Source organism: Marinobacterium sp. YM272, from assembly GCF_050908845.1.
GTDB lineage: Bacteria > Pseudomonadota > Gammaproteobacteria > Pseudomonadales > Balneatricaceae > Marinobacterium_D.
The window spans coordinates 1,735,422-1,747,539 of record NZ_CP194171.1; the positions used below are offsets into that span (position 1 = coordinate 1,735,422).

Genomic DNA, 12,118 nt, shown 5'->3' on the forward strand with positions numbered 1-12,118 from the left:
CATTTTCGAATCATGGTCCCCTCCAAGGGGAGGCTGGTTCGACACCCGGTCGAACAGCCTTGAGCGATTCAGCGGCTCAGTCGATGCCGCGTACGGAGGCAAGGTTCCCGTTGTTGGGAATGAGTAGGAAAGCCGTAAAGCCCAGAGGCGATGTACTGTTGCTTCTGTCGTTGCGGTACGTCTTTCAGTTTAGACCAGCGCATTGGGCCTGCAATGCGGTGGTGGCGATCTGGATATTTGGACTAAGTGCAGCGCGGCGAGCCAGTGGGCAACGCCTTAGCTGGGCTCTGTAAGGGGATGCTGCTCATTCTTGGAAAACGTAAACAGTAGAGCGATGCCCGCAGTGGAGGACGCGACTGAGACCAGCAGAATGCCCAACTTGGCACTGTCAATCTTGCTCGCGTCAAAGGCCAAGTTGGCTATGAACAGTGCAATCGTAAAACCAATCCCGGCTAATAGCCCGCCGTCGGCCAGCAATCTCCAACTTAGGCCCAGCGGCCCGCTCGCAAGACCGGTGAGCACAGCCATAACCCGCAGTAGTGGAGCTCTTGCCAGACAAGGTACTGAGGCGTGCATATTCATCTTGCACAGGGTTGCGAGCAGGTGATTCTGTCGCGGGTCAGGAAGGGGCGCGCGACCTATCTCCAGTTCCGATTGGCCGCCACCAAAGGGTGTTTCCGAAATGCCGATGTCTCCTTGGTAAGGTTAGGGATTCAGGTGTCGACGCTTTACAGGCTAGGGGTCATCTGCGGCGTTTCAGTCCTATGACCAGCGACACGACAAACAGTACAACAAAGAATACAAACAGGATTCTGATAATCTCGACAGCGCCGGCGGCGACACCGGTAAAGCCCAGAAATCCTGCGATGACAGCGACGGTAAAAAATACAAAAGCGAAGTACAACATTAGCTTTTCTCTCCCATTGCGCGATTAGTGAGATAGCGCCTTCCCCAAAGTCCTGGTGTGGTTGTTGCCTGATCAACCTATCGTTATGGGCCGCTTTCTCACCGACGACACCTCATGCCATCTCAAGGACATTCTTGAAATTAACCTGGGAAATGATCAACACGCCCTTAAAGTCTAGACGTTAATTTCAGCAAGCTTCAGCGTGGACTTGTCGAAGATAGCATTGAGGATTGTTCAGGCGATATCTGGTTGCGAACCAGAGGGTGCTCTGAAAGTGCTATATTGAATCGGTAAGCTGGAGGTTTTACTTGAAGCGCACCTGCACCAAAAAGTGCAGAAAGATCCGCTGCGCACAAACACCCACTAGCGGTCTTTTCGGCTTATGCAGGGGCGTGGTCGTTGTCTGCTCCGGCGTTAATCTCGTTACCTCTGGGGAAGACCCTCAGCGGAACCGGCGATACCCTGCCTAGTGACTAATTACCCAGTGGCTATACCTTCCCTCTGCTAGATGTCAGCCAAGTACTGCTGAGCATCTGCCAACTGCTGTTTTGAGTCCTTATCCGTCTACCAATGCCGGGACTCCAAGGAGGAACCAAATGTGGTTACGTGCCAGTTGTGATTTGACGTTCGATATCACAGTGCCGACCCCGTTTATTTTTATGCTGCGGCCTCGCAGTGGCGCCAATCAATGGGTTGCGCGTGAGGAATACAACATCGCGCCCATCGTACCGGTTTTCGAATTCACTGATGGCTACGGCAACCTTTGCCAACGGTTGGTCGCTCCTAAAGGAACGTTTTCGGTCAAAACAGTGGCTGAAATGATGGTCGCGGATGATGTCGACAGGGCTCCCGGCGCACCCTTTGTAAATGTGGAATATCTGCCGGATAGCGTGCTGTGCTATCTGCTGCCGAGTCGTTACTGTGAGTCTGATCATTTCAACGAAATGGCGGCTGAGATCACTTCGGGGCAACTGTTGGGATACGATCAGGTTGCGGCGATCGAAGCCTGGTTACGTAGCACGTTCAGTTATGTGCCGGGCAGCACCAGCGCGACCTTGTCCGCCAAAGAGGTGAACAGCAGGCAAGTCGCTGTCTGTCGTGATTTAGCACATCTTGGCATCACTTTGTGCCGCAGTCTCAGCATTCCCGCGCGCATGGTGGTGGGTTATCTACATCACTTGGAACCGATAGATCTCCACGCCTGGTTCGAGGCCTACGTGGGTGGCCGTTGGTATACCTTTGATGCCACGCAGTCCGAGTTAAGAGGCGGATATGTGGCGCTTGGTTATGGACGTGATGCCGCTGATGTCGCTGTCTTCAATCAATTTGGCCCAGCCTCTTTCGCCACAGCACAGACCGTGCGTGTCGAGCAGCTCCACGACTGACTTCTGAGCAGGAAGCTGGAAACGTTCAATCATGTGCCGACTAGGATCGCCAGCTTACTATCTAACATCGCCCTTGCTACACATTTTCTTAACCCATGCGGCTGAGCCCACAACAACTTCGCTTTTATCCACGCAGCGGCGGCACATGCACCTCATAAGTTGCCCGTCACCGGTGTTTTAGTCGGTGATAACGCGGGCAGCATGCTCGACTTAGCTGCTCAGATCCAGGTTTCGGCCCCATTGGCGTTATGGGTCTGTGAATCGCCCAGTGCTTTTTAGACGGCTAAAGGCTCTAGAATCAACCATCCTTTGTAGTTACGAACTTCCGCTTTGTGCGCGAAGCGGTCTCGGTCCGGTAGGGGGGGATGACGGCTATGCGCCGGAAGCTAAATAACTCCTTCTATTTCCCGCCAAAATTATCTGCGTACAGCGCCTCCACTGAGTTGACCTCTGAGTCCAGCTTCAGCTGCTTTCTGGCGTGCTCCAGCGCCAGGCCGGCGTGTCTTTTCGCGGCTTCGGCCATCGCCTGGTCCCCGAGTGATGCCAGCGAGCAGAGTGCTTTCTGGTGGCGCAGCGCCACGGTGATTGAATAGGCGCCATCGCGGGCGAGGGAGTTGAAGGCATCGTCGAACATCTCGTCGATCGATAGCGCGGGAATCGACAGCCGGTCGTACTCCACGTTGGGGCTGCCATCTTCATCCCTGGCACGCTGATAGTGGGCGAACAGGCGCAGGAAGGTGGAGATAATATCGATCGCGGTACCTTCGTCATTAACGGCCGGTGAAAGGGCGCGGCTGGCGATCTGCGAGAGCACGATCAGGCCGAAGCGCGGGTCCGATTCAAAGGTGCGCTGCCGGGCGATCACAAAGGCGGCTTCGACCCGTTTCTGAATGGTTTCCCTGTTCTTCTCACAATCACCGTTGATAAACACCAGCGGCCGGTCCGGCGTGCCAAGCGAGCCGGGCAGCATATCGATACTGATGCGAAGCTCCATTTCCTCGGCCAGGCACTGCAGCTTGGTAAAATCGATATGCTGTACGTATCCCACGCGGTTGGAGAGGACCGCCTCGCCCTTGTCCTCGGGGCGGGTGGTGCTTTTGCGGCAGAAATAGATATGCCGTTTCATGGCGGTTTCGGTGGCGTTTTCCACCTTTTCCACGGTGTTCCCGAGCCGGCCCAAACGGGCGATACGGTCGACCCAGCGCACAAAACTGAGAATCACCAGGGCGAACACAAACAGCGTCAGCAGAAACAGCAGAAAGCGCCCGCCCTGGGTGTAGAAGTCGTTCAGCAGTGCCACCAGGGCGACGATGCTGAAGATAAAGGCGCCGATAAAGGTGGATAGCGCATTCTGGGATACGTCGTCACTGACCACTAAAGCGAAAGAGCGCGGCGTGGCGGCGCTGCTGGCCGAGGCATAGGCCGACAGCATGGAGCCGACGGCGAATACGGCGATGGCCAGCATGCTGCTGGCGATGGTGGTAAGCAGTTTTTCGACCGACTCGGCGCTGATATCCGGCAGGGATTGGGTCAGCGGGATATGTTCGGCCAGGTTGGCGATAAAGGCCGCGGCGATCGACAGCAGGCAGCTGACCAGCGGTCGGAACCAGAGCGCTTCCCTGAGCCGGGCGAGATAGTAGCGGGTGGCCGAGATACCGGTCCAGGTTGATGCCGATCCCTGCTTCATGCTGGCGGGTTATCCTCTGCTGATGGGCATTGTCAGTGTGCCCGGTCTTTAGAGTGTGGTCTATTGGGAGGATCGTGCAATGAGGAATGGATTTTACCGGTTTTGATCGTGCTAAAGCCCATACCATCAATATTGAGCACTGCTCCATGCAGGTTTCGCCTGCAGGCGAGTTAAGGTATTTGTGCGGACAAGTACCTTAACAATCCCAAGCAGCCCCTTGGCTAGGTCGGCTATGCCGACTTCCCTGTGCTTCTCGTCTGAAAGAGCGGGAAAGGCTTTCTTTTAAAAAATCAGTCGCTCCTGCGTCGCGCAAACAGCCTTTCCCTTGTCTCTCTTTCAGTCTGCGATGCTCGGCTGCGCAGAAGGGGATCCGGGGTGCGTTTAGCCAGTTTGATCTTAAGCGCGCCTTTGCCGGGTTTCGCAGCGAAATGGAAAAAGCAAAAAACGGGCGCCTCCAGAATGGAGACGCCCGCGAGTGAGCAGTAAAGACGTTGCGTTAAAAGGTGGACTTATCCAGTCCCATAGCGAACCTCCGGCAGCCAGAGCACCAGATCCTGCCACCAGAACACCATCAACACCGCGGTGAGCTGGATCAGGATAAACGGGATCACGCCCTTGTAGATATCCATAGTGGTTATCTCCGGCGGTGCTACACCCTTGAGGTAGAACAGCGAGAAGCCCACCGGTGGTGTCAGGAAGGAGGTCTGTAACGCCAGCGCGAACAGCACCACGAACCAGGTCAGGTCAAAGCCGAGCCCTGCAACGACCGGACCTACCAGCGGCAGCAGGATCAGGCTGATCTCCAGCCAGTCGAGGAAGAAGCCGGCGATAAAGGCGATCAGCAGGATCACCGCGACAATTCCGCCCGGAGACAGGGGGATCGCGTTCAGCAGGCCGGCGATAAACTCATCGCCGCCCAGCGAGCGCAGCACTACGGCAAAGGCGGTGGCGCCGAGGAAAATACCGAATACGAAGGCGGTGGTCAGGCTGGTTTTGATACTCACATCCTTGAGTACCGCCATACTCAGATTGCCGTTCATCCATGCCAGCAGGGTGGCGCCCAGCGCGCCGACGCCGGCGGCTTCCGTCGGTGTTGCGATACCGAAGAAGATCGAGCCGAGCACAGCGAGGATCAGGCCCAGCGAGGGGACCACCGCTTTCAGGGTATCGATAATCATCTTCGCGTTGACCGGCGGCAGATCTTCATTGGCGCTGGTGATCGAGGGCATCAGGAAAGAGATCGCCACCACATAGACCATGTACATCACGCCGAGCATCACGCCGGGGATCAGTGCGCCCATGAACAGGTCACCGACAGCCAGCGACAGCTGGTCCGCCATGATGATCAGCATGATGCTGGGCGGAATCAGTATCCCCAGGGTGCCGGATGAGGCGACGATGCCGCAGGCGAACGCCTTGGAGTATTTCTGCTGCAGCATCACCGGCAGTGACAGCATCGCCAGCAGTACCACGGAGGCACCGACGATACCGGTGGACGCCGCCAGCAGAATACCGATCAGCACCACCGCCACGCCCAGTCCGCCGCGGAAGCGACCGAACAGGTTGACGAAGTTACGCATCAGCTTTTCCGCTACACCGGAGCGGTCCAGCATCAGCCCCATGAATATGAACATGGGCAGGGCCACCAGCACCCAGTTCGACATCTGTGCGTAGACGCGCTGTACCATGACGCCGAAAATGCGCCAGTCGGTGAGGAAATAGGTATCCACGTCGAAGTACTCGTAGGCGATGATCGAGCCGACGCTGAACACCACGGATACGCCGGCCAGGATCCAGGCCACCGGGTAACCGGTAAAGATCAACAGGATGAACGTGACCAGCATGGCGATCACGATCAGTTCATTGGTAGCAAACACTCAAGGCTCCTCTTGGCAGCAGGTCATTGCGTTTATTGTTTGTTGTTATCGCCGCGGGGCTTGGGCCAGCCGCAGAGGAAAGAGAGGACTCTGAAGAAACGGCCCACAGCGGCCAGAATCATCAGTGTGAACGCGAGCAGAATCACCGACTTGATCAGCCAGCGCATCGGTAGCCCGCCGGGTGCAGCCGAGACCTCTCCCATCTGCCAGGAGCGTTCCACGAACGGCCAGGCGTAGTAGAGGATGAAACCGCAAAACGGGATAAAGAAAACGGCGATGCCAAACAGCTCGATCACGGCGCGTTTGCGTGGGCCGAGCAGCTCGGCGGCCACATCCACGCGAACGTGGTCGTCCTGGGTAAAGCAGTAGGACAGTGCCACCATGAAGCCGACAGCGAACAGGTGCCACTGCAGCTCTTCCAGAGCCACGAAGTTCGTGCCCAGGGCGTAGCGCATGATCACATTGCCGACGATCAGCAGCATCAGGATGACCCAGATGCCCGCGCTGTAGCGGCCAAAGAAGCCGACAATGCCTTCCAACAGATCGGAGATCGCAGTGCGGGGGTAGGAGAGCGTCACCCCGTGGGGGACGCTCTCCTCGATGCGATCCAGATCCACGTCATATTCAGCCATAGCGAATATCCGTCAATCCTGGGGTTTTATTTACTCTTCCATACCGAAATCACGCGGCAGGTAGCCGTACTTCTTCCATACGCCGTGTTCTTTCTGGAACGCTTTCATGGAGGAGTACACCTTGCCGAACATCTCGTCAGACTCGGAACGACGCGCCATGACACGGTCGGTGGCTTCCTTGAAGGCATTGAGAATCTCCGGGCTGTACTGGTGCAGCTGTACGCCCTGATCCTCGAACTTCTTCAGTACCGCGCCCTGCAGCGCTTCCGCCTTGGCCAGCGCCACGGTATTGGCCGCCTTACAGGTGTTCTCGATCAGCGCCTGGGTCTGGCCGTTCAGGCCATTCCACTCATCCAGGTTGATATAGAGGTACTGGTTGGTGGAGGGCTGGTGCCAGCCGGGCAGGTAGTAGTGTTTGGCCACCTGGTAGAAGCCGAGCTGCTCGTCCACCACCGGCAGGGAGAACTCGGTGGCATCCAGTACGCCGGTTTCCAGTGCCTGGTAGAGCTCGCCGCCCGGCAGCAGGGTCACGGACATGCCGAACTCGGACATGATCTCACCGCCGACACCGGCGGCACGGAATTTCAGGCCCTTGAACTTATCCAGGCTGTCCATCTCCTGACGGAACCAGCCAGCTGCTTCCGGTGAGATGGTGCCGCACAGAATGGGGTAGACATTGTAGGGCTGGAACACCTCTTTCAGCAGCTCGTCACCGCCCTGGTGATACATCCAGGCGAGAAACTCCTGGGACTCCAGGCCAAAGGGGGTAGCGCCGAACAGCGCCGCTGCCGGCACCTGGCCCCATTCGTAACCCATCCAGGAGTAGCCGGCCGGAATGTTGCCGTTACTGACGTTTTCGAATACGCCCAGGGCAGGAATCAGCTTGCCCGGCTCGAACGTCTGCAGGGTGACACGCCCGCCCGACATCTCCTTGAGCATTTCGGAGACAGCCGGCATGGTGTCGCCGAGGGCTATCAGCGTGGAGGGGAAGCCCATCGGTACCTGCCAGCGGATCTTGTCGAACTCGGCCATGGCGGTGCCGGATGCGGCGATTGAAAGTCCCAGTACGCTTGCCTGTAGTGTCTTCTTCATCTGGTTTAACCCTTTTATTTTTATCGCTTGGTTTGAGGTTACTGCTGTTAAATGGCCGGCTTTCCCGCCGACCTTTGGGGTTCAGTGTGCGGTCCAGCCGCCGTCGATCGGCATGGCGGTGCCGGTGATCGCCCGCGCTGCATCGGAGCAGAGAAACAGCGCCAGTTCGCCGATCTCCGAGGGCGCCACAAATTCGGGGTAGGGTGCCTTGGCGTTGATCAGGCCCTTTTTAGCTTCTTCAAAGCTGGTGTTGTTCTCTTCTGCGAACCCCTTGACCTGATCCACCAGCAGTGGCGTGTCGGCCCAGCCGGGGCAGATGCAGTTGGCGGTGATGCCCTTGTCAGCGGTTTCCATGGCGGTGACGCGGGTGAAACCTACCAGGCCGTGCTTGGCGGCACAGTAGGCGGCCTTGTTCGGTGAGGCCACCAGGCCATGAACGGAGGAGATATTGATAATCCGTCCCCAGCCCTGCTCCAGCATTCCCGGCAGCGCCAGACGGGTGATATGGAAGGCGGCGCTCAGGTTGATGGCGATGATCTGGTCCCATTTTTCCGGCGGGAAATCCTGCACCGGCGCGGTGAACTGGATCCCGGCATTGTTGACGATCACGGTGGGCTGGCCCACCTCTCGGTTGATCCGCTCCATCAGGCTTTCGATCGCTTCCGGCTGGCTGATGTCGCACTGAAAATAGTAAGGGCGGTGACCAAATTCACTATCGAAACGCGCGGCGATCGCCTCGCCCTCCTTGAGGGATTCCAGCCCGTGCAGGATGACTTCAATCCCGTTGCGGGCGAAGACCTCCGCGATCGCCAGGCCGATGCCGCTGGTGGAGCCGGTAACCAGTGCCAGTTTGCGCACACTCATTGTTAACACCTCGTTATTTTTATCGTTTTCAGGCCTGCAGCTCGGGCAGGTCTTTATAAAGTTCCAGTGCCTCTGGGTTGGCCAGGGCATCCTTGTTCTTGACGCTCTGGCCCATCACCACCTGGCGCACGGCCAGCTCAACGATCTTGCCGCTGATGGTGCGTGGAATATCGGCCACCTGGACGATCACCGCGGGTACATGTCTAGGCGTGGTATTGGCGCGGATGGTGGTTTTGATCTGCTTGATCAGCGCCTCGTCCAGCGTGATCCCCTCGCGCAGACGCACGAACAGCACCACCCGCACATCGTCCTGCCAGGGCTGACCGATGCAGAGGCTTTCGAGGACCTCCTCGACCTTTTCCACCTGACGGTAGATCTCGGCGGTGCCGATGCGCACGCCGCCGGGGTTAAGCACGGCGTCTGAACGGCCATGAATAATCACCCCGCCGTGTTGGGTGATCTCGCCGTAGTCACCGTGGGCCCAGATGTTGTCGAACTGGGCGAAGTAGGCATCGTGGAAACGCTGGCCGTCCGGGTCGTTCCAGAACCGGATCGGCATGCTCGGGAAGGGTCGGGTGCAGACCAGTTCGCCCTTCTCTTCACGCAGGGGGCGGCCCTCGTCGTCGAAGATATCCACCGCCATGCCGAGTCCCCGGCACTGCAGCTCGCCGGCCCAGACCGGCAGGATCGGACAGCCCAGGGCAAAGCAGGAGACGATATCGGTACCGCCGGAAATAGATGACAGCTGCAGGTCCGCCTTGATATCGCGGTAGACGTACTCGAAGCTTTCGTGGGACAGCGGCGAGCCGGTGGAGAGCACCGCCTTAAGCGCAGTAAGGTCGTGACTGTCGCGCGGCTTGACGTCGGCTTTCTCCAAGGCGGCCAGGTACTTGGCGCTGGTGCCGAAGACACTGATCTTTTCCTGCTCCGCCATATCCCAGAGCACGGCGGGTTTTGGCGCAAAAGGGGAGCCGTCGAACAGCACCAGGGTGCAGCCGGTGGCAAGGCCGGAGACCATCCAGTTCCACATCATCCAGCCACAGGTGGTGTAGTAGAAGAAGCGGTCGTCGCGGCCGATATCGGTGTGCAGCACCTGCTCTTTCAGATGCTGGATCAGCGTACCGCCGGCGCTGTGGACGATGCACTTGGGCACCCCGGTGGTGCCGGAGGAGTACATTACGTAAAGCGGGTGATCAAACGGCAGCTGCTCGAAGTCGATCTCGGTGACGCTGGGGTCCGAGTAGTTATCGAGCAGTTCCGCGCCGTCTATTGCAGAGATATCCGGCTCTTCATCGAGGAAGGGGATCACCACCAGTTGCTCGATGGAGTCGATCTCGCGGACGATGCCGGCGACCTTCGCCAGGGAGTCCAGGCGTTTGCCGTTGTAGATATAACCATCGGTGGTGAACAGCACCTTCGGCTTCACCTGGCCGAAGCGGTCGACCACGCCGTTGATGCCAAAATCCGGTGAGCAGGAGCTCCAGATAGCGCCGATGGAGGTGGTGGCCAGCATGGCGATGATCGTTTCCGGTACGTTGGGCATAAAGCCGGCGCAGGTATCGCCGGCCTTGATGCCCTGGCGCCTGAGGCTCACGGCCAGGGCGGCGACGCGCTGATAGAGTTCGGCGTGGCTCAGTTCGCTGCGACGACCATCTTCGCCGCAGAAAACGATAGCGGGATGATCATCGTGCCAGCGCAGCAGGTTCTCTGCGAAGTTGAGGCGGGCTTCAGGAAACCAGCGGGCCCCAGGCATGCGGTCGCCATCGGCCAGGGTGACGTCGCTCTGCCAGCTGGAAACGATACCGGTGTAGCTCCAGACCTGGCTCCAAAACAGCTCGGCATGGTCGATGCTCCACTGCCAGAGTTCTTCATAGCTGTTAATAGAGAGCTGATAGTCGTGATTGACGCTCTGGATGAAATCCCAGAGTCGGGTAGAGGTTACGCGTGTATCTGAAGGCGTCCAGAGAGGCTGTTCCATGTTGATCCCGTAATTATTTTTGTGGGTGATCATTTGGCTTTATGTATAGCTCATTCAAAGCAGGAGGTTTGCCAAGTTTTCTAATACATTGTTTTTAAATGATAATAATTTTAATAAGGAAAGAGGCTGGATTTTGATGTTTAGATTTTTAGACAGTGTGTCTAGTTTTATGGACGGTACCTGTCTATAAATCAGTACAACTGCCTAATAACAAAATTGAGCCACAGACCATGTCGACGACTCGCTTTGCATCGGAAGCGGTACGCGAACGCTTTCTCTCTTTTCTGCAGCGCTCCTTCGAGACCTTCTATCAGGACACCATCGCCGTGGACCGCCATGGCATCGTCAACTGGATCAGCGACGACTATTACCAGTTTCTCGGCCTCACCGAGTCGCCGCTGGGCAAACACATCACCGATGTGATTCCCGGTAGCTACATGCCCCAGGTGCTCGCCACCGGGGAGCCGGTGATGCTGGATATGCTGTCGATCCGTAACCAGTGGGTGCTGGTCAGTGTTATTCCGCTGCATAACGAAGCGGGGGAGATCGAGGGGGCGTTCGGCTTTGTGGCGACGGATAGCCGCTCCGGCATGAAACCGCTGCTGGAGAAGTACAACCTGCTGCAGCGGGAGGTACGCAATGCCGGTCGCTTCAGAGACAGTCGCAGTGCACGCTACCAGTTATCCCAGATCGCCGGTCAGAGCAGCGCCATGCGACAGGTCAAAGAGCAGATCCGCCAGACCGCCCGCTTCGATGTGTCGGTGTTGTTGACCGGGGAGACAGGCACCGGCAAAGAGCTGTTCGCCCATGCCTTGCACGGTCTTTCCCTGCGCGCTGACAAGCCCTTTGTCTCGATCAATGTGGCCGCTATTCCGGAAACCCTGATTGAGGCGGAGTTTTTCGGTGTGGCGCCGGGAGCGTTTACCGGTGCGAAGAAAGAGGGGCGCGCCGGCAAACTGGAGATCGCCGAGGATGGCACCCTGTTTCTCGATGAGATCGGGGACATGCCGCTGGCGCTCCAGTCCAAACTGCTGCGCGTGCTGCAGGAGCGGGAATATGAGCGGGTCGGCTCCAACCAGGTGCAGCATACCGATGTGCGTATCGTCGCGGCTACCAGCCGTGACCTGCAGGAGATGGTGGAAACAGGGGAGTTTCGTGCCGACCTTTACTACCGCATCAGTGCCATGCCGATCCACCTGCCGGCACTGCGCGAGCGCCTAGATGACCTGGAGGCGCTCAGTGAGCGCATTCTCGACGAATGCAGCGTGCGCCTGGGCATGGTCACCAAAACGCTGACGCCCGGAGCCATCGCCTTGCTCAGCGGTTATGACTGGCCGGGTAACGTGCGCGAACTTTATAACGTGCTGGAGCGCGCCTGCATACTGAACGAAAACGCCAGTTATCTTGACGAGGGCGCGCTGTTAACGCTGCTGCCGGCGGTATCAGCGGCCAGGAAAACGCCCGGGCCAGCGCCTGTGCCAGTACAGGCGCTGGTTGCTGAAAGCGGGGGCTCTCTGAGTCTCAGAGATCGCCTGAGAATCGCCGAGCGGGAAGCGATCCAGGACGCACTGCTGCAGACGGGGGGCAACCGTTCTGAAGCAGCACGTCTGCTGGGCATTTCCCGGGCATCGCTGTATCAGAAGCTGAGCCGCATGGGAGACAGGACTAACGGCTAATCCCCCGACTTTGTATGCGG

The 12,118-nt window shown here is 58.0% G+C and carries 10 protein-coding genes; 2 read left to right on the forward strand and 8 right to left on the reverse strand.

Translation table 11 applies throughout. The annotated features are described in order from the left end of the window. Positions 1–276: 276 nt before the first annotated feature. Complete coding sequence (locus ACQUQP_RS07740; protein ID WP_432698223.1) at positions 277–582, reverse strand: Na+/H+ antiporter NhaA; 306 nt, start codon at positions 580–582, stop codon at positions 277–279. A 160-nt stretch (positions 583–742) separates the two neighbouring features. After that, entirely contained in the window at positions 743–907 is a 165-nt protein-coding gene (locus tag ACQUQP_RS07745; RefSeq protein WP_432698224.1) for a DUF1328 domain-containing protein, read from the reverse strand. A gap of 596 nt (positions 908–1,503) precedes the next feature. Here ACQUQP_RS07745 and ACQUQP_RS07750 point away from each other — a divergent pair. Beyond that, a complete protein-coding gene (locus ACQUQP_RS07750) occupies positions 1,504–2,292 on the forward strand; it encodes a transglutaminase-like domain-containing protein (RefSeq protein WP_432698225.1) in 789 nt (262 codons plus the stop codon). 400 nt (positions 2,293–2,692) lie between these two features. Here the strand turns inward: ACQUQP_RS07750 and ACQUQP_RS07755 are convergent, their stop codons facing one another. The 6 genes from ACQUQP_RS07755 to ACQUQP_RS07780 all read right to left on the reverse strand — a co-directional run bounded on the left by ACQUQP_RS07755 (position 2,693) and on the right by ACQUQP_RS07780 (position 10,422). Beyond that, a complete protein-coding gene (locus ACQUQP_RS07755) occupies positions 2,693–3,979 on the reverse strand; it encodes a DUF2254 domain-containing protein (protein WP_432698226.1) in 1,287 nt (428 codons plus the stop codon). Positions 3,980–4,488: 509 nt separating this feature from the next. After that, on the reverse strand, positions 4,489–5,856 hold the full coding sequence (locus tag ACQUQP_RS07760; RefSeq protein ID WP_432698227.1) for a TRAP transporter large permease: 1,368 nt from the start codon (positions 5,854–5,856) through the stop codon (positions 4,489–4,491). 32 nt (positions 5,857–5,888) lie between these two features. Next, positions 5,889–6,488 (reverse strand): TRAP transporter small permease subunit, encoded by a 600-nt coding sequence (locus ACQUQP_RS07765; RefSeq protein ID WP_432698228.1) that lies wholly within the window; start codon positions 6,486–6,488, stop codon positions 5,889–5,891. Positions 6,489–6,518: 30 nt separating this feature from the next. Further along, the gene (locus ACQUQP_RS07770; protein WP_432698229.1) at positions 6,519–7,580 is read right to left on the reverse strand and encodes a TRAP transporter substrate-binding protein; all 1,062 of its coding nucleotides are present in this window, start codon (positions 7,578–7,580) and stop codon (positions 6,519–6,521) included. Positions 7,581–7,661: 81 nt separating this feature from the next. Beyond that, a complete protein-coding gene (locus ACQUQP_RS07775) occupies positions 7,662–8,444 on the reverse strand; it encodes a 3-hydroxybutyrate dehydrogenase (RefSeq protein ID WP_432698230.1) in 783 nt (260 codons plus the stop codon). Between the two features lie 28 nt (positions 8,445–8,472). Continuing rightward, positions 8,473–10,422, reverse strand: a complete 1,950-nt coding sequence (locus tag ACQUQP_RS07780; RefSeq protein ID WP_432698231.1) for an acetoacetate--CoA ligase — start codon at positions 10,420–10,422, stop codon at positions 8,473–8,475. 230 nt (positions 10,423–10,652) lie between these two features. Between ACQUQP_RS07780 and ACQUQP_RS07785 the strand changes: the two genes are divergently transcribed. Continuing rightward, positions 10,653–12,098, forward strand: a complete 1,446-nt coding sequence (locus ACQUQP_RS07785) for a sigma-54 interaction domain-containing protein (protein ID WP_432698232.1) — start codon at positions 10,653–10,655, stop codon at positions 12,096–12,098. The last annotated feature ends 20 nt before the right edge of the window (positions 12,099–12,118 follow it).

Coding starts and splice junctions, on each gene's coding strand:
- ACQUQP_RS07740 (WP_432698223.1), bottom strand. CDS start 582: ATGAATATGCACGCCTCAGTACCTTGTCTGGCAAGAGCTCCACTACTG.
- ACQUQP_RS07775 (WP_432698230.1), bottom strand. CDS start 8,444: ATGAGTGTGCGCAAACTGGCACTGGTTACCGGCTCCACCAGCGGCATC.
- ACQUQP_RS07785 (WP_432698232.1), top strand. CDS start 10,653: ATGTCGACGACTCGCTTTGCATCGGAAGCGGTACGCGAACGCTTTCTC.
- ACQUQP_RS07765 (WP_432698228.1), bottom strand. CDS start 6,488: ATGGCTGAATATGACGTGGATCTGGATCGCATCGAGGAGAGCGTCCCC.
- ACQUQP_RS07745 (WP_432698224.1), bottom strand. CDS start 907: ATGTTGTACTTCGCTTTTGTATTTTTTACCGTCGCTGTCATCGCAGGA.
- ACQUQP_RS07755 (WP_432698226.1), bottom strand. CDS start 3,979: ATGAAGCAGGGATCGGCATCAACCTGGACCGGTATCTCGGCCACCCGC.
- ACQUQP_RS07770 (WP_432698229.1), bottom strand. CDS start 7,580: ATGAAGAAGACACTACAGGCAAGCGTACTGGGACTTTCAATCGCCGCA.
- ACQUQP_RS07750 (WP_432698225.1), top strand. CDS start 1,504: ATGTGGTTACGTGCCAGTTGTGATTTGACGTTCGATATCACAGTGCCG.
- ACQUQP_RS07780 (WP_432698231.1), bottom strand. CDS start 10,422: ATGGAACAGCCTCTCTGGACGCCTTCAGATACACGCGTAACCTCTACC.